This is a genomic window from Nocardia amamiensis, from assembly GCF_015477605.1.
GTDB lineage: Bacteria > Actinomycetota > Actinomycetes > Mycobacteriales > Mycobacteriaceae > Nocardia > Nocardia amamiensis_A.
The window spans coordinates 16009-33883 of the sequence record NZ_JADLQX010000016.1 but is presented as its reverse complement, the minus strand read 5'-3'; the positions used below and the strand labels follow the sequence as shown (position 1 = coordinate 33883).

The 17875-nt window shown below is 68.7% G+C and carries 17 protein-coding genes; 7 read left to right on the top strand and 10 right to left on the bottom strand.

What is annotated here, in order from left to right; genetic code table 11:
• Nucleotide 1 precedes the first annotated feature (1 nt).
• Nucleotides 2-1258: a PucR family transcriptional regulator gene (locus IU459_RS21340; protein ID WP_195131323.1), complete on the bottom strand. Its 1257-nt coding sequence runs from the start codon at nucleotides 1256-1258 to the stop codon at nucleotides 2-4.
• A 250-nt stretch (nucleotides 1259-1508) separates the two neighbouring features.
• Between IU459_RS21340 and IU459_RS21335 the strand changes: the two genes are divergently transcribed.
• A complete protein-coding gene (locus IU459_RS21335) occupies nucleotides 1509-2474 on the top strand; it encodes an AraC family transcriptional regulator (RefSeq protein WP_195131322.1) in 966 nt (321 codons plus the stop codon).
• Nucleotides 2475-2594: 120 nt separating this feature from the next.
• On the opposite strand, the gene IU459_RS21330 is transcribed toward IU459_RS21335, so the two are convergent.
• Entirely contained in the window at nucleotides 2595-3464 is an 870-nt protein-coding gene (locus tag IU459_RS21330; RefSeq protein ID WP_195131321.1) for a sigma-70 family RNA polymerase sigma factor, read from the bottom strand.
• Nucleotides 3465-3598: 134 nt separating this feature from the next.
• On the opposite strand from IU459_RS21330, the gene IU459_RS21325 reads away from it, so the two are divergent.
• On the top strand, nucleotides 3599-3946 hold the full coding sequence (locus tag IU459_RS21325; RefSeq protein WP_195131320.1) for a DoxX family protein: 348 nt from the start codon (nucleotides 3599-3601) through the stop codon (nucleotides 3944-3946).
• A gap of 176 nt (nucleotides 3947-4122) precedes the next feature.
• Here IU459_RS21325 and IU459_RS21320 read toward each other — a convergent pair whose 3' ends face one another.
• The 7 genes from IU459_RS21320 to IU459_RS21290 all read right to left on the bottom strand — a co-directional run bounded on the left by IU459_RS21320 (nucleotide 4123) and on the right by IU459_RS21290 (nucleotide 11430).
• Complete coding sequence (locus IU459_RS21320; RefSeq protein ID WP_195131319.1) at nucleotides 4123-5709, bottom strand: GMC family oxidoreductase; 1587 nt, start codon at nucleotides 5707-5709, stop codon at nucleotides 4123-4125.
• A 97-nt stretch (nucleotides 5710-5806) separates the two neighbouring features.
• Nucleotides 5807-6385: a TetR/AcrR family transcriptional regulator gene (locus IU459_RS21315; RefSeq protein ID WP_195131318.1), complete on the bottom strand. Its 579-nt coding sequence runs from the start codon at nucleotides 6383-6385 to the stop codon at nucleotides 5807-5809.
• A gap of 33 nt (nucleotides 6386-6418) precedes the next feature.
• Entirely contained in the window at nucleotides 6419-7888 is a 1470-nt protein-coding gene (locus tag IU459_RS21310) for an FAD-dependent oxidoreductase (protein WP_195131317.1), read from the bottom strand.
• A gap of 12 nt (nucleotides 7889-7900) precedes the next feature.
• Nucleotides 7901-8305, bottom strand: a complete 405-nt coding sequence (locus IU459_RS21305) for a carboxymuconolactone decarboxylase family protein (protein WP_195131316.1) — start codon at nucleotides 8303-8305, stop codon at nucleotides 7901-7903.
• On the bottom strand, nucleotides 8302-9177 hold the full coding sequence (locus IU459_RS21300) for an NAD(P)-dependent oxidoreductase (protein WP_195131315.1): 876 nt from the start codon (nucleotides 9175-9177) through the stop codon (nucleotides 8302-8304). Before IU459_RS21300 ends, IU459_RS21305 begins: the two co-directional genes overlap by 4 nt.
• Nucleotides 9174-9926: an SDR family oxidoreductase gene (locus tag IU459_RS21295; protein WP_195131314.1), complete on the bottom strand. Its 753-nt coding sequence runs from the start codon at nucleotides 9924-9926 to the stop codon at nucleotides 9174-9176. Before IU459_RS21295 ends, IU459_RS21300 begins: the two co-directional genes overlap by 4 nt.
• 37 nt (nucleotides 9927-9963) lie before the next feature.
• A complete protein-coding gene (locus tag IU459_RS21290; RefSeq protein ID WP_195131313.1) occupies nucleotides 9964-11430 on the bottom strand; it encodes an aldehyde dehydrogenase in 1467 nt (488 codons plus the stop codon).
• Between the two features lie 301 nt (nucleotides 11431-11731).
• Between IU459_RS21290 and IU459_RS21285 the strand changes: the two genes are divergently transcribed.
• The 5 genes from IU459_RS21285 to IU459_RS21265 all read left to right on the top strand — a co-directional run bounded on the left by IU459_RS21285 (nucleotide 11732) and on the right by IU459_RS21265 (nucleotide 16260).
• Nucleotides 11732-12934 carry a cytochrome P450 gene (locus IU459_RS21285; protein WP_195131312.1) on the top strand — a complete coding sequence of 401 codons (1203 nt, stop codon included), beginning with the start codon at nucleotides 11732-11734 and terminating at the stop codon, nucleotides 12932-12934.
• Nucleotides 12934-13743, top strand: a complete 810-nt coding sequence (locus IU459_RS21280) for an SDR family oxidoreductase (RefSeq protein ID WP_195131311.1) — start codon at nucleotides 12934-12936, stop codon at nucleotides 13741-13743. Before IU459_RS21285 ends, IU459_RS21280 begins: the two co-directional genes overlap by 1 nt.
• Nucleotides 13744-13745: 2 nt before the next feature.
• A complete protein-coding gene (locus IU459_RS21275) occupies nucleotides 13746-13940 on the top strand; it encodes a ferredoxin (RefSeq protein ID WP_195131469.1) in 195 nt (64 codons plus the stop codon).
• Nucleotides 13941-14076: 136 nt separating this feature from the next.
• The gene (locus IU459_RS21270; RefSeq protein ID WP_195131310.1) at nucleotides 14077-15669 is read left to right on the top strand and encodes a succinic semialdehyde dehydrogenase; all 1593 of its coding nucleotides are present in this window, start codon (nucleotides 14077-14079) and stop codon (nucleotides 15667-15669) included.
• Between the two features lie 105 nt (nucleotides 15670-15774).
• Nucleotides 15775-16260 (top strand): glutathione peroxidase, encoded by a 486-nt coding sequence (locus tag IU459_RS21265; protein ID WP_195131309.1) that lies wholly within the window; start codon nucleotides 15775-15777, stop codon nucleotides 16258-16260.
• Nucleotides 16261-16407: 147 nt separating this feature from the next.
• On the opposite strand, the gene IU459_RS21260 is transcribed toward IU459_RS21265, so the two are convergent.
• Nucleotides 16408-17841 carry an MFS transporter gene (locus tag IU459_RS21260; protein ID WP_195131308.1) on the bottom strand — a complete coding sequence of 478 codons (1434 nt, stop codon included), beginning with the start codon at nucleotides 17839-17841 and terminating at the stop codon, nucleotides 16408-16410.
• Nucleotides 17842-17875 lie beyond the last annotated feature (34 nt).

The window sequence follows — 17875 nt, the reverse complement described above, 5'->3', positions numbered from 1 at the left end:
ATCAGCTCGAGCGGTCGGAATCGGATGACGTTGCTGTCGGTGTGCTGCGATACGTGCGCGCCACCAGCGCCGAGCGCAGGTACCACAGGCCCGACGGCTGCGTCGGATCGAAACCGGTGAGCTGCCCGATCCGCTTGAGCCGATAGTCCACGGTGTTGGTGTGCACGTGCAGCACGCGGGCGGTGCGCTGCCGGTTGAGGTTGTTGGCGATGTGCCGCTGCAGGGTCTCCAGCAGCTCGGCGTGCGCGTCCAGCGGGTCCAGCAGGGAGCCGAGGTATTCCCGGCCGGGCCCCGGCCGGGTCAGCTGGTATTCCAGTGCCAGCTCGTCGAAGCGGTAGAGCCCGGCCACCGCCTGCAACCGCTGCACCATGTCGAGCAGTTCGTGCGCCTGGTCGGCGGCGGTCGGAATCTGCGCCGAGGCGGCCTCGACCATCGTCGCGGTGATACCTACCTGCGCGGCGTGCGAAAGCTGGGTGACCAGCGCGTCCATCTGCTCGTTGTCGAGGTGGCCGGTCGGGATCAGCACGGTGCCGCCGTCCACGCTCAGCAGCGAGAGCGCGGCCTCGCCGCACCGGGTGGCCAGCTCGGCCTGGACCCGGCGCAATTTCCTGCGCGCGACCACCTTGCCGTCCACCATGGGGTTGCGTTCCTCGCGGTGCGGCGGAATCGCCACGGCCAGCACCGCATACGAGGACGCGATGGCGATGCCGCATTCGCGCGCCATGGTCGAGGTGCTGTGCCCGCCCAGCAGCGCGGAGGTCAGCGTGTGCACCGCCGTGTGGTGCTCGCTGACGACTGCTCGCAGCTCGCGCACGTACGCCATCGAGACCGCCGAGTTGATCATGTCGAGCATCTCGACGACCATTTTGGCGCCGTCGACCAGGTTGTCGTAGTCCTTGATGGACGCGTTGGAAACCACGAGGTCGAGCCCCATCTTGAAGCCCTCGTGGATGGAGTGGTGGATGGTGTCGATCGGCACGCCCTCGCGCGCCCATCCCGCCGCGGCGTCGCCGAGCCGCTGGAGCTTCTCCGGCAGGTCCTGTCCGTCCAGCATGCTCACCGCCAGCTCCAGGCAGGCGCGGGTGATGGTGGTGACGTCGCCGGAGATGGCGTCGCCCGGCAGGGTGCCGCACGGGATGACGTTCTCGACGAAGTGGCCGACCATCTGACGCGATAGCCCGCGGACGTCTTTCAGCGGGGACGACATCGGCTTCCCCGACAGGGTGAGGCTCGGCCGGGCCGAACTGTCGACGGACATTGGCGACTCCCTTCCGCCCACGATTGGTGTGCAGCGCATTCACACTAATCGGTCGATCCTCGTCGCGGACCCGATCCGCGGCTTCTGTGAGAGCGCGGGAGGCCGGTCGAATCGTCGCTGTGAACGATCACAGGGGGTGGGCACACTGCTGGTCCACGGCGAGACGGGCGCGCTGCGTGGAACCCGAGCGGATCGCGTTGTGTTGGTGGACAATAGGACATCGGTGAACCGACGGCGATAGGTTGTCACCATGAAGTGCTATGGCGTGACCGCGAGCGATTCGAAGTCGTGGACCACAATCGCCAACAGCTTCGTTCCGATGGACTACGAGTACGGCGATCCCGAGCGGTGGTATTCGGGGCTGACGGTTCAGGAATCGGCTGTCTATCGATTGTTGCGCTGGGAGCAGCGCGGCAGCTGTACGTCCTATCGCACACGGACGAACATCCGCCATCAGCCGTGCGACGATTTCTACTGGGTCGTCGTCCCCGAGCGGGGCGTGTACTCGGTTCGGTACCGCGATGTGGAGACGCAAGCGCATTCCGGTCAGGCCGCGGTGACCGCGCTGGACGACCTGTGTCAGCAACACATTCCGCTGTTGTCCGCGTACGCGTTTCAGGTTCCGCGCGCGGAACTGGATCACCGTGCGGGACCTGTGGCCGGGCGGGGGATGACGATCGAGCTGAACTCCGGCCTCGGCCGCGTCGCGCAGGCCATGATGCGCAGCACGCACGCCGAACAGGCGAACCTCTCCGACCGGGAGTTCAATGCGGTCTGCGATCGCATCGCCGAGTTGCTGTGCCTGATCGCGGTCGGGGACACCGATCCGCAGCGAGCTCATCACGCCCAGATCGCCGCGCAGGTCCGGCAGTACGTGCGAGCCAACGTCGGACGAGGTGACCTGCGACTGCCCGCCGTCGCGCACGCGCTGGGCTGGTCGCCCCGGCAGCTGCGGTCGGTGCTGCAACAAATGGGCACCACCTACCGCGACGTGCGGCGGGACGAAGCGCTGCGCGCCGCACGTGATCTGCTCGAGGATCCGGCCCGCGAGGAAGTCCCCATCCAGGAACTGGCCGTCCGCGCCGGATTCACCCCCGCGTGGTTCTCCTCGGCGTTCAAGGCGCGCTTCGGTGAGACACCACGGGATTTCCGGCGACGCAGGCTGGCGGAACTGGGCGAGCCCAACGGCGATCGGGAGCCGCCGGCGACGCGCTGATCGAACGCGGGAGGCCCGACGCGAGGGGGCTCCCCTCCGCAGAGCGCTCGTTTGGGTGGCCGATCGAGTTTGCACCGGAGGCGAGCGGCCGTCGGTGCAAGGACGCGCGGCTGGCCGGGATCAGTTGGGCAGCACGGTGATCGTCAGCCGCCGCAGCCGGGCGGGATCGGCGATCACCTCGTAGGCGGCGACGCGGTCGGCCCGCACGGCGACCCTGAGCGCCAGCAGGAGGCGGCCGTGCGGCGCCACCAGGATGCCCACGCCACCGTCGACCAGTGCGGACGCCGCCAGCCGCGAGCGGCGGCGCAGCAGCACGGTTTCCCTGGCGACTGCCGACGCGCCGCGCACCGTCGTCGGCAGACCGGCGGGCAGCGCGGCCGGGTCGGCGGTCCGGATCACGCCGGGTGCGAGAACAGCCAAGAGCCCGTCGAGATCGCCGCCGCGCGCCGCGTCGAGAAACGCGTCGACGACGTGCCGTTGCGCGGTGAAATCGCTCGAGCCCGTAGCATCACCGCGCACGCGATGCCGGGCGCGGCTGGCGAGCTTCTTGGCGGTCGTCGTCGTGCGGCCGACGATCGGCCCGATCTGCTCGAACGGCACCGCGAACAGGTCGTGCAGGACGAATGCGACCCGCTCGTCGGGGCCGAGACGATCCAGCACCACCAGCAGCGCGCGGCCGACCGACTCGACGAGCACCGCTTCGCGCTCCGGTTCGGTGTCGTCATCCCCCGGCCGGTCCACCTGGTCCAGCGGCTCCTCGCGCCGCGCCGCCCGGGCGCGCAACATGTCCAGGCAGATCCGGGACACGACCGTGGTGAGCCAGCCCGGCAGATTCCGCACGTCCGCCACGTCGTGGCGGGCCAGCCGCAGCCACGTCTCCTGTACCGCGTCGTCGGCTTCGGTCGGTGAGCCGAGCATCCGGTAGGCGACCGCGTGCAGGTGGTCGCGCTGCGACGCGAACTCCCGCGTCAGCACGTCATCGGTGGGCATCTGTCACCTCTCTGCTTCGCCGCCCGTCATCGGGATGACGGATTCGACAGCGCCCAGGTGACCGTGGCGCGGCGCCACCTTGCCGCCGTTCCACCTTCGCAGCCCGGGCGCGACCGGACAGAAGGGTATTTCGCATGGTCATCGCCTATATTGCCGCGACGGTGCTGGCGGCCGCCGCCGCGTTGCTCGCCGCGGGTATCGACGTCGTTCGCGCCGAGTGGGTGCGCACGAACATGGGAGCGTACGGGGTTCCCGAATCATGGCTGTCGCCGCTGGCCCTCATCAAGGCGGTCGGCGGCGCCGGCCTGCTGATCGGTCTCGCGGTGCCGCCGATCGGTGTGGCGGCGGCCGCCGGGTTGGTCGTCTACTTCCTCGGCGCGGTGCTGACCGTGATCCGGGCGCGCTGTTATTCGCATATCGGATACCCGCTGCCCTACCTGGCGTTGGCAGCCGCCTCGCTGGCGCTGTCCATAGCGTCGTAGGCCGCGTAGTCGAATGGCTCAGGCGGAATTCAGTCGTAGGCGCGGTGCCGTGTGTCCCCCGCGGGGTGCACCTCCCCGGGCCTTTGCCCGCTCCATGGCGTACCGACCGGTTCGGAGCCGCTCGGCCGGGGTCGTGCCGGCACTGAACTGCCAACTGCAGCGCGACAGCGGCGAACCTATCCGGCGAGGATGAACTTGGCCGCCTGTTCGCCGATGAACACCGTGGGCGCGTGCGTGTGCCCGCGGATGATCAGCGGCATCACCGAGGCGTCGGCGACCCGAAGCCCTTGCACGCCACGCACTTCCAGCCGCGGGGTGACGACGCTGGCGGCGTCGGCGCCCATCCGGCAGGTGCCGACCGGATGGTAGAGCGTGTGCGAATAGGAGTTGAGTGTCAACTCCAGGGCGGCTTCGGGTTCGGCGGGCGCCTGCGGCGGGTAGATCAACGGGCCGAGCACCGCTTTCATCGACGGCTCGGCGGCGATGCGGGCGCACACCCGCAGTCCGGCCATGAGGGCGGCGCGGTCGGCGCCCGCGCTGTCGGACAGATAGCGCGGATCGATCACGGGCTTGGCGGACGGGTCCGCGGCCGACAGCGCGATCCGGCCTCGGCTCTGCGGGCGCAGCAGCACCGAAGCCAGCACTACGCCGTGCTCGGTCGGGTCCTGGAGTCCCTCGTAGAAGAACGGCGCGGGCGCGAAGATCAGCTCCAGGTCGGGCAGGTCCAGATCCGGCCTGCTGCGGACGAACCCGTACGCCTCGCCGACGTTCGAGGTGAGCATGCCGCGGTGGCGGATCAGGTAGTCCAGCAATTGGCGCGGCTTCTCGGCGCCGAACAGCGAATCGCCCGCCACGCCGTAGCCGATGGCCGCGACCAGATGGTCCTGCAGATTCGCCCCCACCTCGGGCGCGTGGTGGCGTACCTCGATGCCGTAGCGGTTCAGCTCGTCGCGGTCGCCGATGCCCGAGAGCATCAGCAGTTGCGGGGTGTTGATCGCACCGCCGCACAGCACCACCTCGCGCCGGGCGGTCACCGTGTGCGTGCTGCCGCCTTGGCGGTACTCCACGCCGATGGCCCGAGTTCCGTCGAACAGCACCCTGGTGACCAGCGCCTCGCTGCGCACCGCGAGGTTCGGACGGCGCAGGGCCGGGCGCAGGTACGCGTCGGCGGTGCTCCAGCGGCGACCCCCGCGCTGGGTCACCATGGTCTCGCTGAACCCGTCCGGCTGCGGGCGGTTCGGCGGCTCGACGTCGTAGCCCGCCTCTTTGACCGCGGCCAAATAGGCGGCGGTGAGCGAGCGCGGGCTGCGCTGGCGGGAGACGTGCAGCGGACCCTGGGTGCCCTCGTCGGGATATTGGGCGTCCTCCACGCGTTCGATGCGGCGGAACTGCTCGACGGCCGCGGCGAAGCCCCACTCGTCACCGGCCAGCAGCGCCCATTCGTCGTAGTCCGCGCGGAACCCGCGGACCCACATCATGGCGTTCATCGAGGACGAGCCGCCGTACATCTTGCCGCGCGGCCAGTAGATCTCGCGGTTCTTCAGCTCCGGCTGGGGCTGCGTGAGATAGTCCCAATCCACCTCGGAGCGAAAGAGTTTCGCGAACCCGGCGGGGATGTGCGTGAACTTGTTCTTATCCGGCGGACCGGCCTCCAGCAGCGCCACCGACGTGCCGGGATCGGCGCTGAGCCGATTGGCCACCACCGCGCCGGCCGATCCCGAGCCGACGACGACGTAGTCCGCGGAAAGCCCACCTGGTTGCACTGTTCCCTCTCCGATCTGTACCGACTACGGCAAAGATACGAGCAAGTGCGCGCGAAGGGTTCGATTTCGGCGAACCCGGATGAAGTCACCGCCCGCGCTAGCGCAGGATGAGCCGCGCCGAGACCTCGATCCGGTCGGCGATCTCGGAATACGAGCCATAGCCCATGCCCGCCCGGACCAGCGCGCCCGCGTAGAGCAACTCCAGCGATTCGACCACGTCCGGCTCCGGATCCGGGCCGAGTGCGCGGATGATGCGCTTGCGGATCTCGGCCCCGATACGCCCGCGCAGGTGCTCGACGTCCGGGTCGCGGCCGAGCAGGGCGCTGGTGACCGCGCCGGAGAGCTCCTGCTCGTCGGCCACCAGCATGGCGATCGTGCGCAGCTCGGCGATCACCCGGGTTCTCGGATCCGGGTCGTCGCTGACCGGTGAAGCGGAAGCGACCAGCCGTCGCCAGAAGATCTCCGCGACCAAGTGCTCCTTGGAGGAGAAGTAGGTGTACGCGGTGGCCGTTCCGACGCCGGCCGCGGCGGCGACCATCCGGATCGTCATGCCGGCGAAGCCTTCGCGCGCAAGCACTTCCACCGCCGAGCGGGTCAGCTTGTCCACGGTGTCGGCCTGCTTGCCGGAGAGCCTGCGGCGGGTCGCCTCCAGCATGACGGAATCGGGTTCGGACATGTGTCTGGATACTACTAGGCCGGACCGGGTGGTTCAGTTCTTGGCCGCGGCGATGCCCGCTCGCCGCCCGTAGAAACTGCCGTCGCCCAGCGACGCGCCACTGACATATCCGCCCGCGCAGAGACCGGACGTGCATCGGCCCGCCGCGAACAGCCCCGCGATCGGCTCGCCGGAAACATGCAGCACCCGGGAATCGAGGTCGGTGCGCAGCCCGCCGAGCGTGAAACCCGCGGTGAAACCACGCATATCGAAGGCCGCCAGCGGGCCGCGCAACGGGCGCACCCATTCCGGCTTCTTGCCCAGCAGTGGGTCTTCTCCGTCGGCGGCGTGCAGGTTGTAGCACTCCACGGTCGACTGCAAAGCCCGGCCGAGCAGACCCATTTCGGCCTCCAGTTCGGCGATCGTCTCCGCCACCCAGGTCGGTGGCTGACGGAAGAACGGCGTCGAGGTCTCGGTGGCCAGCGCGGCCTCGTAGGAGGCTTCGTCGAGCACCAGATACGCCTGGTTGTCTTGCTGGATCAGCGTCGCCTGCCCGATCCGGCCGGGATAGGTGTCCTCCGGGATGTAGCGCTGGCCGCGTCCGTTCACCAGGATGCCGCGAGCCAGCAGTTGCGGGTCGCCGAAGAACGCCACCTCGGTGGCGTCCATGTGGGCCAGTTCCGCGCCGAGTGCCTGCGCCAGCCGGATGCCGATACCGTCGTGTTCCTCGATCGCGGCGGCGGGCCTGCCGATCAGTCGCGGCGCGTACCGCTCGACCATCTCCTTGTGATAGGCGAAGCTGCCGGTGGCCAGGACGACGCCCCGCTCGGCGCGCACCGCCACCTCCTGTCCGTAGCGGCGGGCCAGCACTCCGACCACGCGATCGTCGTCGTCGACGATCAGCCGCGCGATCCGCAGGTCGTATTCGACGCCGACTCCGAGCGCCTCCGCGGTCTCGGCCAGCGGCTTCATCAGCATGTAGCCGCCGCTCTTCTGCCCGATGCGCTTGTCGGCCATGCGCGGGACATGGCCACGGGGAGCCGGTTTCGCGATGGTGTTGAAAGGCGCGGCGTTCTCGCCGCCGGAGTACATCAGTCCCTCGTCGTGCGGCGGCTCCCAGCCCGGCTCGCCCCAGAACGCTTCCCGGAACGGCACACCACATGCCACCAGCCAGTTGTAGTGCTCCACGCTGCCGCGGCAATAGTCGGCGATCTTCGCCTCGTCCACGCCGGGACCGAGCGCGGCGAGCAGGAAGGTCTCCATGTTCTCGGGCGTGTCCTGGAAGCCGAGGGCTTGCTGTAACGGCGTGCCGCCGCCGAGGTAGATGAACCCGCCCGCCATCGCGGCCGCGCCACCCCAACCGCCGGTGCGCTCCAGGATCAGCACTTCGGCGCCCGCGCGGGCCGCCTCGATCGCCGCGCACACCCCGGCGATGCCGTAGCCCGCGACCACCACATCGGCTCGGTAGTGCCACGTCGTGACGCGACTGGCGCGTAACGGGCGAATGCTGGTGGCATCAGACATGATCCGGATCCTTCACTGCTCGGCGTGATCGGACCGCTCGCGCGCGGCCTTCTTCTGCTGCGCGACAATCGTGCCAACCAGCAGGTCGAGTTTGGTGCCGTTCGGCCAACCGACGTAATGGCACAGGAACACCGCGATCTCGTGCAGCTGCTCTTCGGTGAGTTCGCCGTTGCGCAGCGCGGCCCCGATCTGGATGCCCGCGGTGTCGATGGCGCCCTGCGCGGTCAGCGCGCCGAGCAGCAGTAACCTGCGATCGCGAATGGTGAGCCCGGGACGCGACCAGATGTCGGCGAAGAGGTGGTCGGCGGTGACGGCGAAGTGGGCGCCAGGGTAATCCTGGAATTCGGTGCCGTAAACCTCGGCCATCTTGGCCAGTCCGCGCTGCCGCACGGTCTCTGCGGAACCGTTGTCACTCATGAGGAAAGCCTTTCCGATGATGTGCCCGTCCCGACGCCGAGTCCGGGTCCGAGCCGGTCGAGGGCGAGTTCGGCCAGCGGCAGCGCGGTGCCGAGCCGTTGGCCGAGTTCCAGGGCCAGGCCGAGGTCCTTCTCGCCGAGATCGCGCACGTGCCGCAGGATCGCCAGCCAGGCGTCGCCGTCCGCGATCGGCGCGGTGGAATCGCGCAGCATGATGGCGCCGGGGCCGCCGGTGACCGCGTCGGAATGCCGCACCACCTTGCCGAGCGCGGTGATGTCCAGGCCCGCCGCCTCGGCAAGGCGCTGCGCCTCGGTGGCGGCGGCGAAGGAGACGAAATGCAAGAGATTGCGCGCCAACTTCATTCGTGTTCCGGCACCGATGGGCCCGGCGTGCACGATCAGATCGGCGAAGCGACCGAACGGCTCGCGCACCCGCTCGAATGCCGCCGCGTTGCCGCCGACCATCACCGCGAGGGTGCCACGGGTCGCGCCGGGCGCGCCGCCGCTGACCGGCGCGTCCACGAGTTCGACGCCGTGTTCGGCGCACGTCGTCGCGAGGTCCTCGGCGGTGCTGTCGCTGATCGTCGAGTGCACGGCCACCACGGTTCCGGGCGCGGCGGTCCGCAGCACCCCGGCGGGGCCGGTGACCACCTCCAGGACCTGGTCGTCGTTCACGACGGTGATCGAGATGATCGTGGCCTGTTCGCCCAGCTCGGCGGCCGAAGCGGCGGCGGACGCCCCGCCCGCGGTGAACCGCACGACCGCCTCTCGGCGGACATCGCACACCACGAGCCCACCCGGCCAGCCCAAAAGACGCTCGGCCATCGGCGCACCCATATTGCCCAGACCGAGAAAACCGATTCGCTCACTCATGACCGCACGATCTGTCCGCCGTCGACGTTGAAGATCTGCCCGGTGATCCAGCTCGCCTCGTCCGACAGCAGGAACAGGCAGGCGCCGACGAGGTCCTGCGGAGTTCCGATCCGCTTGAGCGGCAGGCGTTCGACGATGTCGTCGACGATCACGTCAGGGGTGACCGTTTTGGTGGCGTCGGTGTCGATCGGGCCCGGCGCGATGGCGTTGACCCGGATGCCGGATCCGCCGAGTTCGAACGCCAGCTGCTGGGTCAATCCGTTGACGCCGACTTTCGCCAGGCCGTAGAAGCTGGAATACAGCCATGCGGCGGTGGACGATTGGTTGACGATCGACCCGGCGCCGCGTGTGGACATGTGCGGCCAGACGGCGCGGGTCATGTTCAGCGCGCCGTCCATGTTCACGCCCATGAACCTCTTGTAGTAGTCCCACGGCACGGTGAGCAGCAGATTCAGCTTCATCTCGCCGTAGATCGCCGCGTTGTTGACCAAGTGGTCGATGCCGCCGAACTCCGCGGCGGCGAAATCCGCCAGCGCGGTGGCCGATTCGGGATCGGACACGTCGAGGAGTCCGAACACCGCGGTGCCGCCGTCGGCGACGATCTTCTCGACCACCGCCGCGCCGCCGTCGGCGTCCTTGTCCGCGACGACGACCTTCGCGCCCTCGGCGGCCAGCGCCTGCGCGTAGGCCGCGCCGATCCCGCGAGCGGCGCCGGTGACGATGGCGGATCTTCCCGTGAAACGGGCCATGGAGTTCAGCTCCTCTGTGTTGTCCGGCAGTTGTCGTTCATTCGGCGGTGGCGATCAGCTTGGTTTCCAGGTACTCCTCGAATCCGGCGACGCCCATTTCGCGGCCGATGCCGGATTGCTTGTAGCCGCCGAACGGGGCGTCGGCGGAATACCAGACGCCGCCGTTGACGCTCAAGGTTCCGGTGCGCACGCCTTCGCTGACGCGCCGGATGCGGTCGGCGTCGGTACCCCACACCGAGCCGGAGAGGCCGTAGGGGGAGTCGTTGGCGATGCGGACGGCGTCCTCGTCGCCGTCATGCGGGATCACCAGCACCGGCCCGAAGATCTCTTCGCGGGCGACGGTCGCGGTGTTGAGGACGTCCGCGATCAAGGTGGGTTCGATGAAGAATCCGCGCTCGCGCTGAGCCGGCCGTCCGCCGCCGACCACGATCCGGCCGCCTTCGGCGCGGGCGATATCGAGGTAGCGTTCGACCCTGGCGCGCTGACGTTCGGAGATGAGCGGACCGCAGACCGTGCGCGGGTCGGCAGGGTCGCCCGGGGTGATCGCGCCGAGGGTGGCCGCGGCGGCCTGCACGGCCCGGTCGTAGGCGGCGCGCGGGACCAGCAGGCGAGTGGTGAGCGCACATCCCTGCCCGGCGTGCACGCACACCGAGAACGCCGCCACCGAACAGGCTCCCGCGATATCGGCGTCGTCCAGCACGATGAACGCCGACTTGCCGCCCAGCTCCAGAAACGCCTTCTTCAAGGTCGTCGCCGCGCCGGTCATGACGGCGCGGCCGGTGGCGGTCGAGCCGGTGAAGCTGATCATGTCGACGCGCGGGTCCTCGGTGAGCCGCGCGCCGAGCGCGTGGTCGGCGGAGGTCACGATGTTCACCACGCCAGGTGGGATGTCGGTCTTCTCGGCGATGATCGCCCCGACCGCCGCCGCGCACCACGGGGTGTCCGGGGCGGGCTTGAGCACCACGGTGTTCCCCGCCGCGAGCGCGGGACCCAGTTTGGCGAAGTTGATCTGGTGCGGGAAGTTCCACGGCGTGATCGCCCCGACCACGCCGACCGGCTCGCGGCGCAGCACCCGGTGCGTCTTGATGCCCATCGGCTCGGCGACACCCAAATCGGTTTCCCACGCATAGGTTCGGGCGAGCCCGGCCGCGTAGCCCAGGTCGGCGACCGGGCCTTCCAACTGCGGCCCGCCGGTGAGCATGGCCGGTGCGCCCGCCTCGGCGATGGTGAGCTCGCGCAGTTCCTCGATGTGTGATTGCAGCGCGTCGCGCAACTGTTCGAGGCAGCGGGCGCGGAAAGCGTGGTCGCGCGACCAGTCGGTGTGGTCGAACGCGGTGCGTGCGGCGTCGATCGCCGCGTCGAGATCGGCCGCGTTCGCGTTCGCGGCGTGGCCGAGGACGTCCTCGGTCGCGGGGTTGACCGTCGCGAAGACCCCGTCGGCGCCTTCGACGAGCTTGCCGCCGATCAGCAGGCGCGACCCGTCGGCGGGCAGGAGGCTGTTCATGACTGGCTCCGATGCTGTCTGGACAAGTGTACGGAATATAGTCTCGAACGACGACGGGTGGCAATAACAGGTTCTAATTCGACCATTCTCGCCGAGGTTACGGCCGGGGGATGGGAATCTGCTTCCATTCCTCGGTTCCACGTCTGTCGATGCTCGACAGTGGAGGCTGTCGCTGCGGAAAGATTGTCGGCGCGCGGAAGCCGATGGTAGTGTCCAGACACATGTCCAGCTATCTGTCTCCACGCCAGGTGCGGTGCCTCGACGGCCCCCGGAACCTGTTACCGAATACGGAGGACGGGCGATGACGGCAGCGGTGCGGCCCGTGACGTTCGATCCGTACGACTATTCGTTCCACGAGGACCCGTATCCGACATATCGGCGGCTCCGGCAGGAAGCGCCGCTGTATCGCAACCCGGAGCTGGATTTCTGGGCGTTGTCCCGGCACGCGGACGTGACCGCGGCGTTTCGCGACAGTGCGCGGCTCTCCAGTGCGAATGGTGTGTCGTTGGATCCGGCGGCATGGGGTCCGCACGCACATCGGGTGATGTCGTTCCTGGCCATGGACGACCCACGGCATATGCGGATGCGGCGGCTGGTCTACAAGGGCTTCACGCCGAAGCGAGTCGCGGAAATGGAAGACCGCATTCGTGAGTTGACGGTGTCGTACTTGGAACCGGCGTTGGCGGGCGAGACATTCGATTGGATCGATCAGGTCGCGGGCAAACTGCCGATGGACGTGATCTCCGAGCTGATGGGCGTGCCGGAGGCCGACCGCACGGAGATCCGCAGGTTGGCCGATCTGGTCGTGCACCGTGAGGACGGCGTGCTGGATATCCCGCCGGCCGCGGCCGAAGCATCGATGAAACTCCTGAGCTATTACATCGAGATGGTGGCCGAGCGGCGACGTAGGCCGGGTGAGGATCTGACTTCCGCGCTGCTGGACGCCGAGATCGATGGCGACCGGTTATCCGACCAGGAGATTATCGGGTTCCTGTTCTTGATGGTGGTGGCCGGGAACGAGACCACGACGAAGCTCCTTGGTAACGCACTGTATTGGGGTGCGCGTAATCCGGAGGAGTACGCGAAGGTGGTCGCCGATCCGGATCTGGTCTCCGACTGGGTGGAAGAGACGCTGCGCTACGACACCTCCAGCCAGATAATCGCGCGGACCGCGACGGAGGACCTCGCCTATCACGGCGGTTCCATTCCGGCAGGCGCCAAGGTGCTGTTGCTGATCGGCTCAGCCAACCGCGATTCCGAAGTTTTCGACGACGGCGACACCTTCCGCATCGATCGTGCCGACAAGTCCGGACTGGCCAGTTTCGGCGCGGGTGTGCACTTCTGCCTCGGCGCGCATCTGGCGCGGCTGGAGGCGAGCGTCGCCTTGCGCGAGTTCGCGTCCCGAGTGCGCGCCTACGGCGTGCTGGACTCCGGAATCGCGCGCGTGCATTCCTCGAACGTGCGCGGTTTCGCCCACCTTCCGATCGCCGTGGAGTACCGATAGTGCCCAGATTCGCACCCTGTCCGGAACGCAGGCCGGCCCTCATCTCCGGAGCGTCCTCCGGGATCGGTGCGGCCACCGCCACGGCGCTGGCCGAACTCGGCCATCCGGTCGCGCTGGGCGCGCGCCGCGGCGAGCAATGCGCCGAACTGGCGGACAAGATCCGGTCGAACGGCGGCGAGGCCTTCGCGCACCGGCTGGACGTCACCGAGCCGGATTCGATCGAGGAGTTCGTGCGCGCTGCCGAGGACGCGTTGGGGCCCACCGAGATCCTGGTGTCCAGCGCGGGCGACATCGAGTTCGGCCAGGTGCACGCGATGGATCCGGAACGATTCCTGCGTCAAGTGCAGGTCCACCTGGTCGGCGCGCATCGCTTGGTGCACCGGGTGCTGCCCGGCATGCTGCGCAGGCAACGCGGTGACGTCGTGCTGATCAGCTCGGACTGCGCGCCGGAGCCGCGCCCGCGCACCGGCGCCTACAGCGCTGCCAAAGCGGGCCTGGAGGCGATGGCCGCGCAAATGCGGATGGAGCTGGAGGGCAGCGGGATCCGTGCTTCGCTGGTGCGGCCTGGCCCGACCCTCACCGGGATGGGCATGGACTCCACGCCGGAGGTCGTCGGTCCACTGCTGGAGGACTGGAAGACCTGGGGATTCGCCAGGCATCCGTACATGCTGCGCGCCGGCGACCTGGCCGCCGCGGTGGTCGCGGTGGTGTCGACGCCGCGGGGCGCGCATCTGGTTCTGGTCGAGGTGCAACCCGAGGCGCCGGTGCGTCCGCTCGACGCCCCGTCCGACGAGGAGAACGGAAGGTGACCATGCGAGTGCTGGCCGATCTGGATCTGTGTCAGGGGCATGCGGTGTGCCAAGACGAGGCGCCGGACGCCTTCCGTGTTCCCAAGCGCGGCAAGGTGGAGATTCTCGAGGCCGCCGCCGGTTCGTCATCGGCCGAGGTGCGGCGCGCGGTCCGCTACTGCCCGACGCAGGCCTTGTCGATGGTCGCGGACGACTGAGCGAAATCTCCGGCCGCGGCGGGTAGGCACGCGCCGCCGGGGAGAATACCATGGACGAAAACCGAAACGTGTTCTAATTTAGTCCGGTATCCGGCCCGGCACCTGCGGCGATGCCCGACGTCATGGAGAAGACCCGATGAGCACAGCACACACCGAGAAGGCGGCGGGCACGGTGCCCGCCAGGATCACCGGGGAGCTGATCGAGCGGCTGACCGGACTGGTCGCCGCCGACGGCGGCGCGGCGGCATTCCCGATGACGGAGGTCTACACCGGCGCGCCGGTCGGCGACCTGCCGCAGTCGACGCCGCAGGACGTGCTGGCCGCGTGCGCGAACGCCCGTGCCGCGCAGCAAGGCTGGGCCGCGCTGCCGCTGCGGGAACGGTTGCGCGTTTTCGAGCGGGCCCACGAACTGATCCTGCGCGAAGTGGAGACCATCGCCGACCTCATCCAGATCGGCTGCGGCAAGACCCGCCGCATGGCCGTCGAGGAATCCTGCGACGTGCCGATGGTGATCAGCCACTACCTGAAGACCGCGCGCCGCGTGCTGCGGCCGAAACGGCGCGGCGGTCCGATGCCGCTGCTGACCACGTCGACCGAGGAGCATCGCCCGAAGGGCCTCGTCGCGGTGATCGCCCCATGGAACTTCCCCTTCGCCATCGCCCTGTCCGACGCCATGCCCGCGCTCATGGCGGGCAACGGCGTCGTGCTCAAGCCGGACAACAAGACCGCGTTGTGCGTGCTCTTCGGCGTCGAACTGCTGCACCGCGCCGGGCTGCCGCGCGGACTCGTTCAAGTGGTGTGCGGCGAGGGACCCGACATCGGGCCGACCCTGATCGGCGACGTCGATTTCGTCATGTTCACCGGCTCCACCGCCACCGGCCGGATCGTCGGCGAACAGGCCGGACGCAACCTCATCGGATGCAGCCTGGAACTCGGCGGCAAGAATCCGATGATCGTGCTCGCCGACGCGAACCTGGACGAGGTGGTCCCCGGCGCGGTCTTCGCGGCGTTCGCCAACTCCGGGCAGGCGTGCATGCACATCGAACGGATCTACGTCCACCGCGACATCCACGACGAGTTCCTGCGCCGATTGGTCTCGGCCGCCGCGGAATTGAACGGCAAGATCGGCGCCGCCTATGACTACACACCGGAATTCGGTTCCCTGGTCTCCCCGCAACATCTCGGACGGGTCGCCGCCCATGTCGACGACGCGCGCGCCAAAGGCGCCACCGTGCACGTCGGCGGAAAAGCGCGTCCCGACATCGGTCCCGCCTTCTACGAGGCCACCGTGCTGACCGGCGTGACCCCGGAGATGACCCACGCGACGCTGGAGACCTTCGGCCCGGTCGTCACCGTGTACCCGTTCTCCGACGAACAGGAGGCGGTCCGGCTCGCCAACGCCACCGACTACGGCTTGAACGCCAGCGTCTGGAGCCGCGACCTCGCGCATGCCAACCGCATCGCCGCGCAGTTGCAGGCGGGCAATATCAACATCAACGACGGTTTCGTCGCGACCTACGCCGCCAAGGCCACGCCGTCCGGCGGCGTCAAGCAGTCCGGCGTCGGTACCCGCCACGGCGACCACGGCCTGCTGAAATACACCGACACCGTGAACGTCGGCGTGCTCAAACGACAGGTCCTCGCCGCACGGGCGGGCCAGCCGTACGACAAGCAGCTGAAGATGACGCTGATGTCGCTGCGGCTGATGCGCCGAACCAGATTGCGCTGAGCGCGGTTCGCAACGCGCAACCGGCGGCGGGCCGCCTACCCGGACGATCCGGTACCGTGGCCGTCGAGGTGGATCAACGATCAAGAATGGGCAGGTCCGACACGAATGAGCCTTCGAGACGTTCCGCTACGCACGCTGTCCGGCGAGCCGACGACCCTGGCCGACCTGGCCGGCGACAACGCCGTCCTGCTGGTCAACGTGGCCTCGAAATGCGGCCTGACACCGCAGTATTCCGGCCTGGTCGAGCTGCACGAGTCCTTCGGTCCCCGCGGATTCAGCGTGGTCGGCGTACCGTGCAACCAATTCATGGGCCAGGAACCGGGCACCGCGGAGGAGATCCAGCAGTTCTGTTCCACCACCTACGGCGTGGATTTCCCACTGCTCGAGAAAACCGATGTCAACGGCGAAAACCGGCACGTGTTGTACCAGACCCTGGTGGAGTCCGCCGACGCCGACGGCAACGCCGGTGACATCCAGTGGAACTTCGAGAAGTTCCTCATCGACCGCGACGGGAAGGTTGCGGGCCGCTTCCGCCCGACCGTGACGCCCGAGGCGCCCGAACTGGTCGCGGCGATCGAAGCCGTTCTCTGAGAGCACATCTCTACGCCACATCCTCGACCCGGCAAACGCCCGGGTACCAGCGGGAGCTGACGAGGCTGGAAGGCGAGTGCGGCGGAGGTTTCGAGGCCGCCGCGCTCGGTCCCGGAGACAGTGCCGGCTCCGGGATCCGCTGCTGTGTTATCGCGCCGCGCGGGCCGAGAAGGCCGCGGCGAGCAATACAGTGACGCCTTCGGCGACGGCCGTGACGCCGAGAGCGTGCGCGGCGCTCGACACCGCGCTGCCCGCGAGGCCGAGAAACAGCGACCCGAAGGTGGCGATGCCGACCACGATGCCGAGTTGCACGGTGGTCACCAGGATGCCGCTCGCATCGGCCGCCAGGGTCATCGGGACCTTGGCCAGCGTGCGTGTCATGAGCGGGCTGAACGCCAGACCATTGCCGACTCCGCACAGGCCGAGCAGCACCAACGCGATCACGCCGACGTCGGCTCCATCACGCAGCAGCGCGCCGAGTGCCACCATGCTTGCCGCGCCGAGCACAAGACCGAGCGGAATCATGCTGGTGTGGAACCGATTCGGGATCCGCTCCCAGTTGAGGCTGGCCACCGCGAAGGTCACCCCGAGGGGGACGAACAGCAGGCCCGCATGCAGCGCGCTGTAGCCGAGAGTGCTCTGCAGGTGGATCGCCATGACGAACATCCAGCCGCCGAAGGTCGCCATGATCACGAACAGCGTGACCGCCGTGAGCACCAGTCCGGGAGCCGCGAGGACCGGCCGGGCGAATAGTGGTTCGCCGCCGCGCGCCGCGACCAGCCGCTCGATGGTCACGAACAGAATGAGGCCGACAACGCTGGCGCCCAATGAAATCCACGACCACAGCGGCCAATCCAGCTCACGGCCCAGGACCAGCGGAAGCACCAGCAGCAGCACCGAAACGGTGAGCATCGCCAACCCGGGTAGGTCGAGTTCGCGCTCGATTCGCTGGGTCGCCGACGGCAGGACGCGCGGCGCCACGACGAGCAGCACGACGCCGATCGGCACGTTCACCAGGAACACACCGCGCCAACTGCTGCCGAACAGGTCGGCGTTGACGATGAGCCCGCCGAGCACCTGTCCGGCGACCATGCCGCCGGAGATGATCGCCGAGTACACACTGAGTGCGCGCGCCCGGGCGTCACCGGTAAAGGTGCGCTGGATGAGCGTCATGATCTGCGGCACCATCGCCGCCGCGCCGACGCCCTGCGCGAAGCGGAAGACGATCAACGACGACTCGTTCCAAGCCAGCCCGCAGGCCAGTGAGGCCAGCGTGAACGCCGCCAGTCCCGCGATGAACGTGCGGCGCTGGGTGAACCGGTCGCCGAGCCGTGCGCCGGTGACCAGCAGGACGGCGTAGGCGATGACGTAACCGGCGACAATCAGCTGCAGAGCCGAGCCGCTGGTGTGCAACGAGCCGCGTATCGAGGGAATCGCCACGTTGACGATGGAAGCGTCGAGCACGGCCATGAACTGGCCGGTGAGGATGACCGTGAGAACGGCCAGCGGGCGCCGCGCTCCCAGCGCGGCGGCCGGTACGGCGGCGGGCGCCGCCGCACCCGGCGGGATGGTCTGTGTCATGCTCCGAGCTTGCGGTGTGCCGGGCACCGGTAAC

Bases quoted from the DNA above. Each gene is read 5' to 3' on its own strand.
- IU459_RS21340 (WP_195131323.1), bottom strand. From the start codon at position 1,258: ATGTCCGTCGACAGTTCGGCCCGGCCGAGCCTCACCCTGTCGGGGAAG.
- IU459_RS21335 (WP_195131322.1), top strand. From the start codon at position 1,509: ATGAAGTGCTATGGCGTGACCGCGAGCGATTCGAAGTCGTGGACCACA.
- IU459_RS21330 (WP_195131321.1), bottom strand. From the start codon at position 3,464: ATGCCCACCGATGACGTGCTGACGCGGGAGTTCGCGTCGCAGCGCGAC.
- IU459_RS21325 (WP_195131320.1), top strand. From the start codon at position 3,599: ATGGTCATCGCCTATATTGCCGCGACGGTGCTGGCGGCCGCCGCCGCG.
- IU459_RS21315 (WP_195131318.1), bottom strand. From the start codon at position 6,385: ATGTCCGAACCCGATTCCGTCATGCTGGAGGCGACCCGCCGCAGGCTC.
- IU459_RS21310 (WP_195131317.1), bottom strand. From the start codon at position 7,888: ATGTCTGATGCCACCAGCATTCGCCCGTTACGCGCCAGTCGCGTCACG.
- IU459_RS21305 (WP_195131316.1), bottom strand. From the start codon at position 8,305: ATGAGTGACAACGGTTCCGCAGAGACCGTGCGGCAGCGCGGACTGGCC.
- IU459_RS21300 (WP_195131315.1), bottom strand. From the start codon at position 9,177: ATGAGTGAGCGAATCGGTTTTCTCGGTCTGGGCAATATGGGTGCGCCG.
- IU459_RS21295 (WP_195131314.1), bottom strand. From the start codon at position 9,926: ATGGCCCGTTTCACGGGAAGATCCGCCATCGTCACCGGCGCCGCTCGC.
- IU459_RS21290 (WP_195131313.1), bottom strand. From the start codon at position 11,430: ATGAACAGCCTCCTGCCCGCCGACGGGTCGCGCCTGCTGATCGGCGGC.
- IU459_RS21285 (WP_195131312.1), top strand. From the start codon at position 11,732: ATGACGGCAGCGGTGCGGCCCGTGACGTTCGATCCGTACGACTATTCG.
- IU459_RS21275 (WP_195131469.1), top strand. From the start codon at position 13,746: ATGCGAGTGCTGGCCGATCTGGATCTGTGTCAGGGGCATGCGGTGTGC.
- IU459_RS21270 (WP_195131310.1), top strand. From the start codon at position 14,077: ATGAGCACAGCACACACCGAGAAGGCGGCGGGCACGGTGCCCGCCAGG.
- IU459_RS21265 (WP_195131309.1), top strand. From the start codon at position 15,775: ATGAGCCTTCGAGACGTTCCGCTACGCACGCTGTCCGGCGAGCCGACG.
- IU459_RS21260 (WP_195131308.1), bottom strand. From the start codon at position 17,841: ATGACACAGACCATCCCGCCGGGTGCGGCGGCGCCCGCCGCCGTACCG.